The following is an 18827-nucleotide window of genomic DNA, read 5'->3' on the forward strand; positions in this document are numbered from 1 at the left end:
GCATATATAAACCAACACATAATAATACAACCATTGTAAACACAGCAAATCTATGAGACATAAGATCATTATGACAATTCTCGCATTTACCTTCATTTTACAAAGCTGGGGGCAAACAAGTAACACCATTACGGGGGTGGCGCTAGACGCAGACGGGAGGAAACCGCTAGCCAGCGTCACCGTTTCGCTATTGAGCGGGGGTTCAGCAACATCGACATCTACAAATCAAGTGGGTGAGTTTTCCTTACGCGTAAGTGAGCAAAGCGGACGTATTCGAGCTTCGCTAGTTGGCTACGGCGATGAAGAAGTAGCCTTCCAGCAAGGACAACCGGTGACTATTCTAATGCGCGCAGCGCAGTCTGAGCTGGATCAGGTCGTCGTGGTGGGCTACGGAACGGTGAAAAAGCGCGATCTCACCGGTTCCGTCGTATCGGTTAAAGGGGATGAGATTGCCAAGGTGCCATCGGCTAACATCATCGAATCGGTACAGGGCAAGGTACCTGGCGTCGACATCACGCGTAGTAATGGGTCAGCCTCTGCTGGCGTCAATATTGCGGTGCGCGGAAATCGTTCCATTACGGCGCAAAACGGGCCGTTATTTATTGTCGATGGTGTGCAGTATAGCAATATTCAGGATATCAACCCAAATGATATCCAATCGATGGAGATTCTGAAAGATGCGTCATCTACCGCCATTTACGGCTCGCGCGGGGCCAACGGCGTCATTATCATCACGACGAAACGTGGCGCCACAGGCAAAGCGCGTATCGATTTTAATGCTTATGCGGGGTTAAACCAAGTAGACCGATATCCTTCGGTCATGGATTTAAACCAATGGGTTCGTTTGCGTCGCGAAGCCTACCGCGCAACCGGCAGGTGGAATTCGGAAGCCGACGACAATATTGTCTTTAACGATGCGGAGCTTGCTGCCATTCGTAACAACGAGTATATCGATTATTTCGATTTATTGGTTAAGAATGGTTCCCAGCAGAATTACCAAGTGAGCGTGAGCGGGGGAAATGAAAACACAACGGTATATTTCAGCGGTGATTACCTAAGAGAAACCGGAATCTTCGAACGCGATGCGACGGATCGTTTTGGTGCTCGTCTAAATATCGACCAGAAGCTAGGAAGTTACTTTAAAGCGGGGATGCAAGCGAATGTGACCCGATATGAGATTGAACAACGGAGGGATCCTTTGAATCAAGCCAATAAAATCAATCCGTTGGGACGGCTCCGTGACGACGACGGTAACTTAATTTTGTATCCACTCAACGGATCAGCCATTTCGCCCTTGGCCGATCTAGAACCCAATGCCTACGCAGCGCAGACGAACAGAACACGCGTATTGACGAATGCTTATGTGGAGCTGACTGGTTTAAAAGGTTTCACGGCTAGATCCAATATCGGGATCACGCTGAGCAATTCTCGGGATGGTGTGTATGCCGGATCGTACACCATTGATCGCAACGGTGGTTTTTCACAGGCTACGTATGATGCGGACAACAGCTACCTGATCAACTGGGAAAATGTGCTAACGTATCAAAAGGAACTGGGGGATCATAATTTTACGCTATCTGGTGTTAATAGCTTTTTGTTAAACCGCTCCGACAACATCAATGCCTCCGGGCAAGATCTGTTGTTGGATGGACAACTGTTTTATGCCTTGGGGAATGCTCGCCGAAATCTAGCGACCAATACCAACTACGTCATGAACAACCTGCTTTCTTTCGCGGGCCGACTGAATTACAGTTTTAAGGGTAAATATCTGCTAACGGCTACTGGACGTTGGGATGGCTCATCGATCTTGGCCAAAGGGCATCAATGGGCATTCTTTCCTTCCATAGCGGCTGCTTGGCGTATTGTCGATGAAGACTTTATGAAAGAACAACAGCTGTTCTCGGAGCTCAAGCTACGCGCGACCTATGGTAAGGCTGGAAATTCGGCTGTAAATCCATACGATACGCAAAACAGCCTTACCCGTGTGGCCTTTGCTTATGACGATGTTGCGGCGACCGGTTACACCTTTTCTCCGCAAATCGGCAATCCTTTTTTGGGTTGGGAGATTACCGCTACATCCAACCTAGCGCTTGACTTTGGATTTTTAGGCAACCGGTTGAATGGATCGATCGATGTATATGATTCGCGCACGACGGATCTGCTGCTGAATCGTGGATTGCCGCCCACAACAGGCGTCACCTCTGTGATACAGAACGTCGGTAAAACGAGAAACCGTGGTATAGAGGTCGCGTTGAATGCTGAAGTATGGAAGAATACGGCCTTCGGCTGGAACACGGCCATTTCGTTTACCAGCAATAGGGAGGAAATCATGGAGTTGGTGACAGCAGACGATGATATCGGTAACGGTTGGTTTATCGGTCATCCTACTCAAGTATTCTACGATTACGAAAAACTGGGCATCTGGCAATTGGGACAAGAAGAAGAGGCAGCACGTTATGGGCAGAAACCGGGCGATATTCGGGTGCGCGATATGAATGGAGACGGTCAGATCGATGCTACGAATGATCGTCGGGTACTTGGTAACCCACGCCCGAATTGGCTGGCTGGGTGGGACAACAACTTTACGTATAAAGGTTTTGACTTGAATATCTATGTGTTTGTACGTTGGGGGCAAATGTTGAATCCGGATTTTTTGCGTCGCTATGATCCGCAAGGCTTAGGACAAAGTACGGCCGCCATCGATTACTGGACACCGGAGAACCCAAGTAACGACTACCCGCGTCCAAACTCGGGAATGTCGCTAGGCAGCATGTTGTTCTCCAGTTCATTGGGCTATGTGGACGGTAGTTTTGCACGGATTAGAAATATATCGTTGGGTTATACTTTTCAGGGAGATCGTTTAAAATCGAAGTACCTGCGTTCGCTGCGGATATATGGCACAGCACGCAACCCTTTTACCTGGACACGATCCAGTTTGCTAAACGAATACGATCCAGAGCGGGGCGGATCGGAGAATTTCCCTATGACCAAGCTGTTTGTTTTTGGCGTAAATGTTGGATTTTAATAAACGGAACCATGAAAAAAATAAGTATAAAACTATTATGCAGTGCTATCATCACCTTTATATGCGGTAGCTGTTCAAGTCTTTTAGATGAATACAATCCTAGCGGAATAACATCAGAAACGGTGTACAACACACCCGAGGGGTTCGAAACCTTAGTGAATGCAGCTTATTCCTATCAGCGTTGGTGGTATGGCAAGGAGGAGGGCTTTAGTATGGCAGAGATGGGCACCGATCTGTGGATGAGCGGTGCTGGCGATGCCCATCCGGCTCTAACGCGCTATGTGAATCTGCAAGGCAACAATCCGGCGATATTGGCCGAATGGAAAGCGCTTTACGCTGCGGTTAACGTTTGCAATGCCGGTATTGGTCGCATTGATGCAGCGGGCTTTGAAGAGGGCTTGAAAACCGTGCGCAGCGCTGAACTTCGCTTTCTACGTGCTTTCTACTACTGGCATATTGTGGAGACATGGGGTGCTGTTCATCTGAGCACGGAAGAAACATCGGGCATTGTGACCGAGGCTATAAAAACGCCAGTGGAAACCTTCTATAGCTTGATTGAGGAAGATCTGTTGTATGCGGTAGCGCATTTGCCGAATACGACTGCCGACTATGGACGCGTAACGGCGCCGGCAGCCCGTGCGTTTTTGTCGCGTGTTTACCTTTCTCGTGGAAACGATCGTGCGGCAAGCGACTATGCAACCTCCGTAATCCATGGAAATTTTGGTTTCGCATTGGTCAACGACTACGCCAGTTTGTGGTCCATGGCTAACCAGAAAAATTCAGAAGTAGTTTACGCCGTGAATTATTCTGCCGACTTCGCCCTGAACGATAAAAGCGACCCTATTTTGAACCCCTTGGGGCATAACCGCGGAAGCAATAGCGGGCACTTACTCTACATCATGAAGTATGATACGGAAACCGGTATGAAGCGCGACTTGGCCAATGGCCGGCCGTTTAACCGGTACATGCCTACACGCTTCTTGCTAGACCTTTACAGCGATGCAGATAGCCGTTATGAAGGCTCGTTTAAAGAAGTGTTTTACGTTAACAACCCGAGTGGATCGCTTGCCTTGGGCGATACCGCGGTGTACGCTACCCGACGCGCCGTGGCAGCACAGGGTGAGCCCTATAAGCTTTATGACAGGAATTACATTTACAATGCCAACGGCACGGTGCGCGATCAATTGCGCTACCCCACCTTGCGTAAATATTTGGATAACACCCGCAACTCGGCCGATGAAGCGCAAAGCTCCCGCGACGTTTTCGTAATTCGATTAGCCGAAGTTTATCTCAATGCGGCGGAAGCACAGCTGAAATTGGGGAATCTGGATTCAGCAGCCTATTTCGTTAATATTGTACGCACACGCGCCGCGAAGACGGGCCGTGTGGCAGAAATGCAGGTTGCACCGGCACAGGTAACCCTAGATTTTATCTTGGATGAGCGCGCAAGGGAGTTTGCGGGTGAGCAGATTCGCTGGTTTGATCTTAAGCGCACGAATACGCTACTGGATCGCATCGGCCGATACAATCCGGATGTCGCACCAATCGTCAGGGATTTCCATAGCGTGCGGCCTATTCCACAAGAGCAGTTGGATGCTATCTCCAACAAAGATCAATTTGTTCAAAATCAAGGATATCAATAAACGTAAAAGGAAGTGATATATAAAAAGAGATGTTTATGCGGAGAATAAAGGTACTTATTGCTTGCTTTCTGTTTTTAGGCAAAGCTGTTGCACAGCAAAATGCTATCGCTATGGCCGATTCAGAGATGAAGCGAAATCCGGAAGCTTGGATGATCGATTTTTCCACCGAACTGAAATGGAACTACTGCCATGGATTGCTCATGCAGGCGCTATTGCAAGTCGGGGAGCAGGTAGGAGATGAGCGTTATTACGAATATGTTTATCCTTATGTAGACACCATGGTGCTGGTCGATGGAAGCATTCGCACGTACCGACCTGAAGAGTACAATATTGATCGCGTCAATACGGGGAAAATTCTTTTTCCCATATTGGCCAGAACGAAAGAAGTACGTTTTGAGAAGGCGCTGAGGCTACAGCGCGAACAGATGCGTACCCATCCGCGTACAGCTGGCGGTAGCTTTTGGCACAAGAAGGTGTACCCCAATCAAGTATGGTTGGATGGGCTGTATATGGCAGGGCCGTTTTTAGCACAATATGCTGCTGAAAACGGTGATCAAGTGCTATTTGATGATGTTGCCTTGCAACTACTGGACGTCCGCAAGCATATGTATGATCCACAAACGGGGCTGTACTATCATGGCTGGGACGAGAGCCGGAAACAGCGCTGGGCCGATAAAACTACCGGTCTTTCGCCAAACTTTTGGTCGAGGAGTATAGGTTGGTATATGATGGCTATCGTCGACGTACTAGACTATTTACCGGAACAGCACCCCGCTAGGCCGAAGATCATTCTTCTTTTTCAGGAGCTGGCGGCTCGTGTGGAACACTTTCGGGATCCCGAATCGGGCATGTGGTATCAAGTCACTGATGCTTTGGATAAAAGAGAAAATTACTTGGAATCCACAGGATCTATTATGTTTATCTATGCTTGGGCGAAAGGTGCCAAAAATGGGCATTTGGATGCTAGTTATTTAGAAAAAGCAGAAGAGGCCTATGGGCAGTACGTCGACCGTTTTGTGAGGAAGGAAGTAGATGGTACGCTTTCTATCACAGATTGCTGCGCTGTAGCGGGTCTAGGTGGCGATAAAAACTATCGGGATGGTAGCTTTGCATATTACATCAGTGAACCGGTTCGAGATAATGATCCAAAAGCCGTTGCTCCCTTTATCATGACCAGTCTGCTGCTCAATAAGTAATTGATACAGAGGTTGATGGTGTGCCACGTAATTTTAGCTGGCAAAGATTGCCGGATGTTTACTTTTTTTGTCGATAGATCTTAGTCCGGCGTCTACTAGTTGCCATGTCTTACATCCTACGACAGCAATCCTGCTATTTCGGTAGCATCATCATCTTTTTTAATCTACGGATTGACGAAGTTGATATGAAAAAACAAAGAAACGAATCAATATGAACGATAATAGAAAACGACTGCTCCTAGCGTTGGTGTTTACTGTGCTTTTGCAATTTTCGTTGCCTGCGCAAGATAAATTGAAACTTTTTTATGATAGCCCCGCAGCAGACTGGAATGCTGCATTACCCTTAGGCAATGGCCGGCTTGGCGCTATGGTATTTGGTGGCGCCGCGCGTGAAGAAATACAGCTCAACGAAGAGACGATCTGGGCCGGGGAGCCTGGGAACAACGTTACCCGGGGTAAGCGTGCCGTGATTCAGGAAATTCGCGATTTGCTCGCGAATGGAAAAGCACGTGAAGCACAAGCGCTGTCAAATGAAGCTTTTCCACGAGCGGCACCAGAAAATCTGGATTATGGGATGCCTTATCAAACTTTTGGTAGCCTACACTTGGATTTTGCGGGGCATGATCAACCTAAACAATATTACCGCGAACTGGATATTGAAAATGCGGTAGCTCGAACAACGTATACCGTTGCCGGCGTAAGGTACGCTAGGGAAATATTTACGTCGTTTGATGATGATGTCGTGATCGTCCGCCTGACCGCCTCGAAACCCAACAGCCTGTCCTTAAAGGTGTCACTAACGAGCCCACAGTTGGTTCATCGCGTAGAAACGCGCGCTAACAATCTCCTGCTTTCGGGCCGTTCTGGATCGGCAGACCGCAAGATTGGAAAGGTACAGTTTACCGGTGCCGTTCGTCCGATTCTTGATGGTGGGAAATTAGAGGTAGGGGACGATACCTTGGAGATTAAGGAGGCCACTGCGGTGACCTTATATGTCTCGATAGCGACCAATTTTAAAAAATACAATGACCTTGGCGGCGATGCTTCGCTAAAGATGCAGAAACGGTTGGACAAAGCTGCAAAGCGTCAATATAAGGAGGCGTTAACTGCGCACATGCAGCTTTACAAGAAGCAGTTTGCGCGTGTTTCGATTGACTTGGGGACATCTGCCCAAGCGCTTAAAACGACCGACCGGCGTATTCATGAATTTGCTTCGGCCTCCGATCCGCAATTGGTCGCGCTTTATTTTCAGTTTGGGCGTTACCTGCTTATTAGCTCTTCACAGCCGGGTGGGCAGCCGGCCAACCTGCAAGGGATATGGAACCACAAACTTAATCCTCCATGGGACAGCAAATACACGGTAAACATCAATACCGAGATGAATTATTGGCCAGCAGAAGTGACCAATCTCAGCGAAACACACGAGCCGCTGTTTTCTATGTTGGAAGATTTGGCCGTGACGGGCCAGGAGAGTGCCCAAGCTATGTATGGCGCCCGAGGTTGGGTGATGCACCACAATACCGACTTGTGGCGTATTACAGGAATTGTAGATGGCGGTTTTTATGGGATGTGGCCCATGGGTGGTGCCTGGCTAAGTCAGCATATCTGGCAGCATTACCTGTACCAGGGCGATCGGAAATTCTTGGAGAAGTATTATCCTGTTTTGCAAGGGAAAGCACTGTATTATTTGGATGTGCTACACCAGGATCGATCCGGGAAGTATCTCGTCCTGAGCCCCTCCATTTCGCCGGAAAATAGCTACATGGATGGTGGCGTGGGTGTTTCTGCAGGTACCACGATGGATAATCAATTGATCTTTGATGTATTTCATAATTTTTTACAAGCGGCTGAAATCCTTGCAAAGGATGGTCAGCTGTGTGATAGCGTGCGCCAGGCGTTGGCGCACTTGGCACCCATGCAAATTGGTCAATATGCGCAATTGCAGGAATGGTTGGAAGATCTAGATCGGAAAACCGACCGTCATCGCCACATTTCCCACCTGTATGGTCTTTATCCCGCAGGGCAGATTTCGCCCTTCCGAAATCCGGAGCTCATGGAAGCCGCACAGAACTCCTTGACCTATCGCGGAGATAAGTCTACCGGCTGGTCAATGGGTTGGAAAGTAAATTGGTGGGCGCGACTATTGGACGGCAATCGGAGCTATAAACTGATAAAAGATCAGCTCAGCCCGCCGGAAGGCGAAACAGGGCAAGGTGGAGGAACCTATCCAAACCTATTGGATGCGCACCCGCCGTTCCAGATCGACGGTAATTTTGGTTGTACATCGGGTATTGCTGAAATGCTGCTGCAGTCCTATGATGGAAATATTTATCTTTTGCCCGCGTTGCCCGATGCCTTGCCGAATGGTAAGGTGACGGGGTTAAAAGCACGTGGCGGGTTTACCGTCGACTTGGCTTGGCAAAATAGCGTGCTTACCCAAGTTAACATTCATTCGGCGCTAGGAGGCACATGTAGGATACGCTTGCCGAAGGGACTTACGCTGCGGGGCAATGCTCCGATGACGGAGGCTACGACGGAAAATGATAATCCATTTTACAAAGTAAATGCTATTAAAAAGCCGTTGGTGTCTAACAAAGCCCAGCTGAAAGGGATTGATGTACCGGCAACCTATCTTGTAGATTTTAAAACACAACGCGGTAAGGAATACGTTTTTACAGTGGAAAAATTGCGCGTGCCCAATCCGTAGCTCATGCGTGGAGGCGATAAGCGACGCTGTGTTTGACCCTTGTAGGCGCAGGATGCATAAGATGAAAAAAAGACCTATATTGTCTACCTACAATAGCGCTAACAAACTCAATGTAAACATGGTTTTCCGATACTCCCTTTTGGTATGCATAGCTTTTTTCCAGATCTCTGTTGCAAAGGGACAGGAAATCGTGGAAATTACACCTTACACCGGCGAGCAAGGTGCTTCTCATCGTGCCATATCCAGTATCCTGAAAGATGACGATGGTTTTATGTGGTTTGGGACTTGGAACGGAATCAATCGATTTGATGGAAATACGTTCAAGACATTTGATTCCTTTACACCAGAAAAAGGTGTTTTTCCAGCGAACCGGCGGGTGGTGGACATTGCGGATAGCAGGGACAAAAGTCATATCCTTTGGGTAGTAACCTATGATAAACAAGCCTACTGGTTCAATAAAGAAACAGAAACCTTCTACTCGCTAAGTAGCGAAATCAATCGAATACTTGGGGAAAATTTTGGTATCACCAAGATCTACCATGTAGATAAAGGAGCGGTATGGCTTGCCACAGAAGACGAGGGTGTCATCGTGTGCAATTTTGAAAATAACAATCCGGAAGTTTATCATTTGAGCCAAAAGGCTCTCCCTGGCTCAGCTATTCCTTCCGATGAGGTGCATATCGTGCAGCTTGATCAAAGGGGGAAGGCTTGGATTGGTACAGGTCGAGGTCTGTATACAGCCGTGCGCAGCAATGGCCAATGGACGATAAGAAACAAGACCGCCTCAAGGCAAGAAGATGCAGTAACGATAGCAGCACAAGGCGCGTGGGGGCGTGCTTTTGTAGCTGGAGCGAACAGCATACAGCTCTATCAACATGGCAGTGACCACGTACAGGAGCTTGTCCTTCCTGGTAGTCATATCAATGCGTTACTGTTCTCCCAATATGGCACAAGCCTCTACGTGACCTGCGAGAATGGCGATCTGTTTAGCATTGACCTTTCTAATGGCAAATGCAACCGTTTGCTGAGGCACGAAACTTCGCTGTTGGCCCTTTTCGAAGATTCTAAAGGCAATCTTTGGATAGATCGCGGATTTGGTGTTCTTTACCTACAACGCAATAGCAGCAAAACAACAGTTTTTAAACCCAAATATCCTGAACGAAATATGGTCGTTCCTTTTTTTTGCTTTGAAGACATTAACAATAGGATTTGGATCAATATGCGAGCGGGTGGTTTCGGTTATTACGATGCAGAAAGTAACACGGTGAAATTTTCTACGGAACAGATGGCTTCCCATCGATTGGATCTGCCGCAGTATAATAGTCATTTTTTCTACGACAATGCTGGAACCATTTGGTTTACCTCCGAAGAAAGGGGATTGGTTAAATTGGTTTTTCCGAACACTAAATTCACGCACCATCATCTGGCTCGCAAAGACAACCGATTTTTAGATGACGAGGTCCGAAGTATCGTAAATGATTCCAAGGGGCGGTTGTGGACAGGTACGAAGAATGGTAATATTTATATCCGTGATGCTTCTGGCCGTTTTGCGGCTGCACTTAGCGACCGTAAGCTGGTAGAATCGGGTGGGGTGTATAGTTTGCTTGAGGATGCTGAGGGGACAATATGGATCGGAACGAAAAGTGCGGGCTTATTTGCCGCACGGGTTGACGGCAATGGGTATAGACTGGAGCACTTTTCGGCAAGAAATAAGGCATTAGCGGCTTTGCAAATTTACAGCATGGTGATTGATCGCCAGCAGAATATTTGGATTGGCACGTTTGATAATGGACTTTTTAAACTGGAACAGGCGTTTGGCGAAGTGAAGGTAAAGAAAGTAAACTGGAAAAACCTGCCGTCAGGCTACCGCAGCTTTAGTCGGATCAGACACATGATGCTGGATCAAGAGGATAACCTTTGGGTGGCCAGCACAGAAGGGCTGGTCGTGCAAAGTAGCGCAGGGGTATGTCGCTACTTCTACGATAACCCGCCCGATGGGGTTATATTTGGCGATAACGATATTCAGCATATTTTCAGCGATCTGGACGGTCGAATTTATCTTTGCACTTCTGGAGCCGGGCTGACCAAGTTTGAAGGAAAGCCTTTCGGGAAATTTAAATTTACCAATTACGGAGTTCGGCAGGGGCTTCAAAACGGTTATATTACCAGCGGGATAGCCGATGATAGCGGTGTACTTTGGCTGGCAACGGAAGGTGGATTGGTGAATTACGACAGTAAAATAGACCGGTTTTTTAATTTGGAAAGCAGCGCTGGTCTACGGGGAGTAGCGTTTTCAGAAAAAGTGGTCTCTGGCTCGCCCACGAAAGATATTTTTTGGGGTACACGGAGCGGTGTGTTGCAGTTTAAATCAAAAGATCTGATCGCTAAACGGGAAGCGCCAAACGTCGTCTTGACCAAGCTGTTGATAAACAGTGAAGAACGTCGGGTAGAAGAAGCGCAGGAACGCCGCGACATTCAGTACCTGGACCAGCTTCGTCTGGCGCACCACGAAAATAACCTCAGCATAGATTTTGCGTTAACTGACTACCAAAGTGCGCCGCATTACTTCAGTTATCGTTTGTTGGGGCTAGACACGTTGTGGCAGCAGAATGGAAGCCTGAACAGGGCTACATTTACGAACCTGAAACCCGGAACATATACGTTCGAAATCAGGGCCGATGACAATTTTTATGCAACTATGCCATTTCGACGGCTTGTCATTATAGTCGCATCGCCTTGGTGGGCTAGCTGGTGGGCTTACGCGCTTTACTTGGCGCTAGCAATAGGGCTGTGCTTTTTTATCCGTCACGCCGTAAAATCCATATGGCTATTGAAACAAAAAGTTGCCCTACAAAAAAAACTGGGCGAGCTTAAGATGCAGTTTTTTACCAACGTGTCTCATGAACTTCGTACCCCGCTAACCCTGATTTTGAGTCCGGCAGAGCGACTGGCAAAAAATCCTGCGCTAGACCACGATCAAAGGCAGTATGTAGAACTGATTACTAAAAATGCGCAGCGGATGCAACATTATGTTGATCAGCTATTAAGCCTTCGACAGGTTCAGGAAGGAAAATACAGATTGAACAAAGCGCCCGTATCGATTCACGGGATGCTTGCTCAAGTGGTCGACGCATTTAAGATGATGGCTAGGGAGAAAGCTGTAGACTTGCAACTGGAACTTCCGGAAAGGGAGTTTGTGCTGTATGTGGATAAAGATAGTTTGGAAATCATCTTGTATAATTTATTATCCAACGCCATTAAGTATACGATAGATAAGAGTACCGTGAAGCTGTGTGTGCAAGTTAAGGATAGTGAACAGACGCTTGAAATCGCTGTGGCTGATGAAGGGCCTGGGGTTCCTGAGGGGGAACTAAAGACGATTTTTGAACTATTTTACACGGGATCGTCCGATCGCTATGCCGGTAAAAAATCTGGGATTGGTTTACATTTTGTCAAAGAATTGATCGCACTGCACGGCGGAACTGTGCGGGCAAGAAATATAACCAATGGCGGGTTGGAGGTTCGATTTGCCCTACCTCTAGAAAAAGCGGGAGCAGATGTAGGGTTTGATAATTTTTCTGTTAGCAAGCGTGCAGTATTGTTAGATAGACCAATTTTGCACCTTGGACGATCTTCTAGCGATGCACCGGAAACTAAGCCGTTGGTTTTGCTTGTAGAAGACAATAAGGATTTGCAGGCCTATCTGGAATCCGAATTGTGTAGACACTACCGGGTGGCCAAGGCCGAAAATGGGAGCGAGGCGCTTGAAATTGCTGCGGAAGAGCTTCCAGAACTTGTTGTAAGCGACTTGATGATGCCCATCATGGACGGTGCTGCACTGCTGAAGACGCTTCGAGCGGACGATCGTACAAGCCACATTCCGCTTATTTTGCTCACCGCAAAACATGATATGGATACACAAATAGCCAGTTTGGATCAGGGCGCTGATCTTTACATCACGAAGCCTTTTCATCTGGAGTTTTTGCTCGTTTCCATCAACAACCTGCTGCGGAGTCGTCAGCAGCTTTTTGATCGTATGGTGAAGCGAAGAGATTTTTTGATAAGCCACGACCAGGCAACCATCACCGACCACGATCGCCAATTTCTAAAACAGGTTATCGCTTTGGTCGAGGAAAAAATGCTCGATCCGGATTTAAACATTGACAGCTTGGCGGACGCGATGAATTTAGGAAGAAATACCTTTTACAAGAAGTTTAAAAGCCTCACTAATTTGGCTCCGGTCGAATTTGTGCGCGATATGCGACTGGAGAAGTCGAAAATCCTGCTGGATCAAGGGATGGCTAATATCTCGGAGGTCGCTTACAGTGTGGGTTTTAATAACCCCAAGTATTTTAGTACCTGCTTTAAAGAAAAATTCGCCGTATCGCCTAAAAACTATCTTTTGCAGCATCGACAGCATTAATAATTGATAATTTGGTATTTGTAGCGGTATTTACTGAGGCAAAGATACGCCCTACAATTCGACATTGTACGAATGACACGCTATACGCAACAGTAACGCTTGTTAGCGCATCAACAGCAGGAATAGCCAAAAAAGCTGATCCTGCTGTTAGCATGACTATCTTCCCAATGCTTTTCGCCGCTCGATTTCCGCCTGTAAGCTTTGAAACCAGCCCTGATAGACTGCCGAATCATAAATCATTCGTTCTTTCGTGTTCTTATTGACATGTCCAGAGTCGTTATAATTGGTTGACTCCGCGCCTTCGTACAACGTTATTTTAACTTCTGTTAAGGAGTCATTAATTCCCTCGACATAGAACATCGCTTTGGACGTATTAGCGTCTCTGGAACTGCCCCATAACGCTTGTTGTATATTTGCATTCTTATTCTCGATACGTTTGTTCGCATTTATGATCCCAACGGCCACATCAGCTCGATCTATGATGTAGCTCTCCGACTGGAGCAAGCTGATAGCTGATTTAAATACCAAGCTCTGTTCAGCATCAAATTGTTTGGTAGTCAATATCTTCACTTCTGTCGGCGATTTTGTAATCATCTTCGTCGCGCAAGAACTTAATAGCATTATGGTAAAAAGGAATATACTAATTTTCTTCATGTTCATGTATTTTATGCGCTTAATAGGTGGTGGAAACAACGGAGTAGTTTGACACGATATCGTCTTTATCAAAGGTAATGATCAGATCAAATGTTGTGCTGCTTGTACTCTGGCTAGCACGTCGTCCGGCAAAAAAAGTCGTCGATCCTGACCTGTTCTCTACAGCCATTTTATTATAGCTCCAAACTTCTCGGTTGGCTTTGTTTTTCGAAATGAGATTCGGAGAGCCGAATAGTTTGATGATTTCTTCCTGCGTTGTTTCACGCTCGATGATCTTGCTTTTAACTATACCTACAGTTAGGTTGCTTTTCTCAGCAGATGCGTCTGCCGCATATCTGGGGTATTTACAAGCAACAGTGGATAAGATTAATAATCCGGAGAGTAATATTTTATACATATTTTTATTTTTTTGTAAATATATATAGTTTATGGCAATAAGTGTAGTTTTATATTTCTTTTTAATTATTTACTATCTATTAAAGTTGCATCAAAGTGAATTATTGATTTTAATTTAGGCTATTTTTTCTGTTTAAACACCTGTTTATTAGTTGTATAAAAAAATTACGTTTTATGAAATATAAACAATTTGTGATATAAAAATGAAAAATTATACCCAACCCTTTCCTTGTCCTAAGTCGTAAAGCCTTTGGAGCGGGTGCATAAGCGTACATTCACGATTTAATTCTGTTATTCATTGATTTGGCTACATCGATCAGCTCGCAATAGACCAATTTTGTTGCATCGATTTCAATCCTATAAAACAAAGAAAAGATGGAAACAAAAAAAGTATGGTTAGTCACTGGAGCATCGAAAGGTTTAGGACTCACCTTAGTGAAAAAATTGGTACAACAAGGCTATTGCGTGGCGGCTACCTCTCGAAAGGCGCAAGCGTTGATCGATAGTGTAGGGCCACTTTCAGCAAGCTTCCTACCCCTTGAAGTAAAGTTGACCGATAATGGCGACGTCAAAGCCGCTATTGAAAAAGCTATCGGGCATTTTGGTAGAATCGACGTCGTGGTTAACAATGCGGGGTATGGGCAAATAGGCACCCTCGAAGAGCTGAGTGACGAGGAGGCACGGGAAAATTTCGACGTCAATGTTTTCGGAACCCTACATGTTATCCGACACGTCATGTCTCATTTACGGGGTCAGCGATCGGGGAAAATCTTTAATGTTTCCTCTGTAGGAGGTTTCTTTGGGGGATTCCCAGGATGGGGTATTTATTGCTCCAGCAAGTTTGCGGTAGCGGGGTTTACGGAAGCATTAGCCGAGGAAGTAAAAGCATTTGGTATTAGCGCGACGGTGGTTTATCCCGGATATTTCCGTACGGAATTTCTCTCTCGAAGTTCTGTACGAACACCCGCCTCTCCTTTGGCTGATTATGAAGCCGCGCGGCAATCCGAACAGGCACATTTAGAAAGCATTGGCGGCAATCAGCCAAATGATCCAGAAAAGGCGGCAGACGTATTGATTGCGATCAGCAATCTTGAAACAGCCCCCTTACATTTGCTGTTGGGTGAAGATGCTTACGGGATGTTTGAGGAAAAGGTGAACCGTATGACACAAGACGTAGAACAATGGAAAAGCTACACGCTATCTACAGCATATTAATCGCGATCACCTTGTCGGTGATTGGTTGTAAACATCTTAAACATCCATCCATGGAATCAATAGAAGAAACCAAGGCATATATCGGTATGTGGGTCACTGCGGACGGCTACATCCGGCACGAACTTCTGCCAAACAATCGCTATGACGAGGCACGCGGAAACCGCAAAAGCGCTTATCAAGGTCGTTTTAAGGTCACCGGCAACCATATTGACTACAAAGACGACACCGGTTTTACGGCAGATGGTGAATTTAAAGATGGAATTTTGTACCATGCCGGTATGATTTTATATAAAGAAAAAAACTAATTTAGTAAGGATGAAAACAACATTCCGCCTCAACTCGATCGCCGAATTCCATGCGTTCTGTAAGCTACCTCATCCGGAGCACCCGTTGATCAGCTTGGTCGATTATAGCCAGGTTTCCTATCCGTTTGATGAAACTAACGTGAAGTGGGTTCAGAACTTTTACACCATCGGGTTGAAGCGGAATGTCCATGGCAAATTCAACTATGGGCAACAGGAATACGATTTTAATTCGGGAATTCTTTCTTTTATTGCTCCGGCCCAGTTTTTGAAATTAGAAATCGACCTCAATAAGGTGGTGGAGCCTACAGGTTGGTTGTTGCTTATCCACCCGGATTTTCTGTGGAATACTGCATTGACAAAAAAAATAAAGTCGTATGACTTCTTCCAGTATGCTGTTAACGAAGCCCTTTTTCTTTCCGACAAAGAAGAAAAAATAATTGTTGATATTCTCCGTAATATCGAAAAGGAGTACCAATCCAATATCGATAAATTCAGTCAGGAACTGATTATTGCGCAACTTGATATGCTGTTAATTTATTCCGAACGTTTTTATGAGCGTCAGTTTTTAACCCGAAGAAAGTCGAACTACGAGTTGTTAGCGCGTTTCGAAAATCTGCTCGCCGATTACTTTGATCAGGGTGCTTTATTGCAAAACGGAATGCCAACGGTTACCAGCATTGCCGAACAATTAAATATATCACCAAATTATCTAGGAACACTTTTGCGCTTGCATACCCAACAAAATACGCAGCAACACATCCAAAACAAATTGATAGACTACGCGAAGGAGCAGTTGAGCAGCACCAACCTCTCGGTCAGTGAGATTGCTTACGCCCTGGGATTCGAACATCCCCAATCGTTTAGCAAATTGTTTAAAAGTAAAACTAGCCAAACACCCGTAGCATTTCGACAGTCCTTTAACTGATTACGCGCACATTGCTATGCGATAAATGAACCCCGCTATCTTCTTTTGTGAACGATTGTATACAACTTTTTTTTGATGTTTAAACAGCTAAGCAATTGTCGCTGTGGTTGAATATCGAATAAAAACTACAAATATTTACGCAATCGATTGCTTTAAATGATTTCTATGATAACTTCAGCTTAGATTATCCGATATTTGCCTCCGATAAATCCACGATTTGAAATGGAGAGGAAGAGTTTAAAGAGAGTTGGCGACGCAATATTAACCGTGCATCCACCTAATAGTTCGTATGTAGCCAGTTACTTTATGGTTGAACATACTGACCAGATCACCGGCGTCGGACTTTTTCATGACGCCAACGAAGATTGTACGGTGGCTATGGTACGTGATGTCGATGGTTTAAAAATGACGTTAGCCTATTGTGCCGATAATTATCCGATCAATTACAGCGATATTCAAGAATTAAAAAAAATATACGAATCAAAATTCCCCCGTTAACGTTTTATAAGAAGACACAACGATAATGACCATCAAATTTTTCGCTATTTTTGGCGGTTGATAGCGTTGTTGTTACTTATATAAAACGTCGCAATGGATAGAATGGAATTGGTAAAAACAGGAGAATCTATATTAACGACTACTGTTTTAGATGGTCTTTATAGAGCCTCCTATTGGTTGGTTTCTTACCGGGAAAAAATCGTAGGCGTAGCCCTGTACCACAACAGCAATAAGCACTGTACACTGGCACTCGTAAGCGATAAAAACGGCGAGAAACAGATGCTCGGCCATTTCCGCGATGGCTATCCCGTACCCGACAAAGAGTTTTACGAATTACATAAAATATACGACTGGGCCTTCCAGAAGTAAAGGGATTTTAAATATTTATTACGTACATTAGTGCACTATGGAATTAGTAAAAGTTACAAAAGAGGTGCTACAAGATGCCCAAAGCAGAGGATACACCGCCATTGTCACACAACATAATTCAAATCCACTTGAGCCCATTTGGATCTTTGAAAAAGTTAAAGAAGATAAACTTATCCAGTTCGAAGAGGATCTCCACTCCTCATTTCAGGTTTGTTATGCCATTGCCGATGCGATTGAAACCATCGATGAGCATCCGTTCATAGGAAAGGTAAATTTGCGTTCCTGAAATTTAGGCCATTCCGCTACATCAGCCATCTATAATTGTTTGGAATAGCTGCGCATAGCCCTTTACCATTTTATTCCATCCAAAGTGTGAAATGGTAAATGCTCGATATGCTAGCTTTTTGTTTGTGTAGTCTTCCTGCGCGGAAAGAACCTGCTCAATGGTTGTGGTCCAGGCGGCTGCATTTCCATGCTGCACATGTATACCATTTTTATTATCTAAGATGGCATCGGTAATTCCTTCTATGTCTGCAGCAAGCACCAGGGTGCCGCACATGCTGGCCTCTAAGCAAACCAAGCCAAAACCTTCCATATCCCCACGAATTTTTATGTTGGGCATCAGGAAGGCGTGTGCATGGGTCAACAAGATCCTGAGGTCGTCTAAAGGCAGTTTGCCCAAATGGCGTATGCGCTGCGTGTGGTTTCCTTCGTGTAATACATGTCGAATGTCTGCTTGATCGGAAGGAAAACCAAGAAATAGCATAATCAGGTGTTGCCAGTGCTTGGGTAGCCACCTCAGCCATTTTTCGATTTTCGTAGGTTGGTGCTGGAAGGGACCCGCCATCAGGAGTAATACATCTTCCGGTAGTTGGGGTAGTACCTCGCGAATGAACCACGAAAAGCCTTTTCGCCTCACCGGTCTGCCGAGCATCACCAGTATTTTTTTATACGGAGGTAGCGCGTATGTACGCTGAAAAACATCCCATTGCTTCGCACAGGGTGCCGAGGAGAGCTGATGATCGATGCCGTTCAAGACCACGGATACCTTGTGCTTTTCTACGCCGCGGTTAATAATGGCTTGGGCTGTCGCTCCGCTAACGGCAATGATGTGGTCAAACCGATTGAACTGAGGGAGGACAAATTGCTGGTACAAGGCTAGAGGAAACACCACATCGAGCCCATGTACGGTGACTACCCGCTTAACATGACCGTAGCCGCTGTGCCAAAGGCTGAATGCAGCAATCAATCCGTCGTTGAAGTGTATCAGCGCAATCTTCGGGTGGCTATGAATAGCTTTTAATATCCGACTATTTAGCTTCCTGAAAAATTGGAAATAGCTCTCTTCACCGGTATGAACAATGTGGTGTACCTTTGCACAGCTGCGCATACCATTGATCAGTTCGTAGCTTTGTTTTTCCATGCCGCCTGTAGCTGGCGGATACTTGTGGCTGACGAATAGCACTTCCAT

Annotated in this window: 14 protein-coding genes; 11 read left to right on the forward strand and 3 right to left on the reverse strand. The window is 45.8% G+C overall.

Annotated elements, in window-relative coordinates:
* Window positions 1–52: 52 nt before the first annotated feature.
* The 5 genes from B0I21_RS01515 to B0I21_RS01535 all read left to right on the forward strand — a co-directional run bounded on the left by B0I21_RS01515 (window position 53) and on the right by B0I21_RS01535 (window position 12994).
* Entirely contained in the window at window positions 53–3025 is a 2973-nt protein-coding gene (locus tag B0I21_RS01515; protein ID WP_133638569.1) for a SusC/RagA family TonB-linked outer membrane protein, read from the forward strand.
* 11 nt (window positions 3026–3036) lie between these two features.
* On the forward strand, window positions 3037–4668 hold the full coding sequence (locus tag B0I21_RS01520) for a RagB/SusD family nutrient uptake outer membrane protein (RefSeq protein WP_133638570.1): 1632 nt from the start codon (window positions 3037–3039) through the stop codon (window positions 4666–4668).
* Between the two features lie 35 nt (window positions 4669–4703).
* Window positions 4704–5864, forward strand: coding sequence for a glycoside hydrolase family 88/105 protein (locus B0I21_RS01525; RefSeq protein ID WP_208292239.1), 1161 nt, complete (start codon window positions 4704–4706; stop codon window positions 5862–5864).
* A gap of 211 nt (window positions 5865–6075) precedes the next feature.
* Entirely contained in the window at window positions 6076–8571 is a 2496-nt protein-coding gene (locus B0I21_RS01530) for a glycoside hydrolase family 95 protein (protein ID WP_133638572.1), read from the forward strand.
* 61 nt (window positions 8572–8632) lie between these two features.
* Window positions 8633–12994, forward strand: coding sequence for a hybrid sensor histidine kinase/response regulator transcription factor (locus B0I21_RS01535; RefSeq protein ID WP_166637749.1), 4362 nt, complete (start codon window positions 8633–8635; stop codon window positions 12992–12994).
* Window positions 12995–13150: 156 nt separating this feature from the next.
* Here B0I21_RS01535 and B0I21_RS01540 read toward each other — a convergent pair whose 3' ends face one another.
* Both B0I21_RS01540 and B0I21_RS01545 read right to left on the reverse strand, forming a co-directional pair.
* Entirely contained in the window at window positions 13151–13648 is a 498-nt protein-coding gene (locus B0I21_RS01540; protein ID WP_133638574.1) for a hypothetical protein, read from the reverse strand.
* A 19-nt stretch (window positions 13649–13667) separates the two neighbouring features.
* Window positions 13668–14045, reverse strand: a complete 378-nt coding sequence (locus B0I21_RS01545) for a hypothetical protein (protein ID WP_133638575.1) — start codon at window positions 14043–14045, stop codon at window positions 13668–13670.
* A 374-nt stretch (window positions 14046–14419) separates the two neighbouring features.
* Here B0I21_RS01545 and B0I21_RS01550 point away from each other — a divergent pair, with 374 nt between their 5' ends.
* The 6 genes from B0I21_RS01550 (at window position 14420) to B0I21_RS01575 (ending at window position 17642) form a co-directional block, all read left to right on the forward strand.
* A complete protein-coding gene (locus B0I21_RS01550; protein WP_133638576.1) occupies window positions 14420–15259 on the forward strand; it encodes an SDR family NAD(P)-dependent oxidoreductase in 840 nt (279 codons plus the stop codon).
* 50 nt (window positions 15260–15309) lie between these two features.
* Window positions 15310–15564: an Atu4866 domain-containing protein gene (locus B0I21_RS01555; RefSeq protein ID WP_208292240.1), complete on the forward strand. Its 255-nt coding sequence runs from the start codon at window positions 15310–15312 to the stop codon at window positions 15562–15564.
* A gap of 10 nt (window positions 15565–15574) precedes the next feature.
* Complete coding sequence (locus B0I21_RS01560; RefSeq protein WP_133638578.1) at window positions 15575–16489, forward strand: helix-turn-helix domain-containing protein; 915 nt, start codon at window positions 15575–15577, stop codon at window positions 16487–16489.
* 222 nt (window positions 16490–16711) lie between these two features.
* Entirely contained in the window at window positions 16712–16987 is a 276-nt protein-coding gene (locus B0I21_RS01565) for a hypothetical protein (protein ID WP_133638579.1), read from the forward strand.
* Between the two features lie 93 nt (window positions 16988–17080).
* Window positions 17081–17356 carry a hypothetical protein gene (locus B0I21_RS01570; RefSeq protein WP_133638580.1) on the forward strand — a complete coding sequence of 92 codons (276 nt, stop codon included), beginning with the start codon at window positions 17081–17083 and terminating at the stop codon, window positions 17354–17356.
* A gap of 37 nt (window positions 17357–17393) precedes the next feature.
* The gene (locus tag B0I21_RS01575; protein ID WP_133638581.1) at window positions 17394–17642 is read left to right on the forward strand and encodes a hypothetical protein; all 249 of its coding nucleotides are present in this window, start codon (window positions 17394–17396) and stop codon (window positions 17640–17642) included.
* Between the two features lie 21 nt (window positions 17643–17663).
* Here the strand turns inward: B0I21_RS01575 and B0I21_RS01580 are convergent, their stop codons facing one another.
* Window positions 17664–18827: a glycosyltransferase family 4 protein gene (locus B0I21_RS01580; protein WP_133638582.1), complete on the reverse strand. Its 1164-nt coding sequence runs from the start codon at window positions 18825–18827 to the stop codon at window positions 17664–17666.

Origin of the sequence: Sphingobacterium paludis (genome assembly GCF_004364125.1) — a bacterium.
In the GTDB taxonomy this organism is placed as follows: domain Bacteria; phylum Bacteroidota; class Bacteroidia; order Sphingobacteriales; family Sphingobacteriaceae; genus Sphingobacterium; species Sphingobacterium paludis.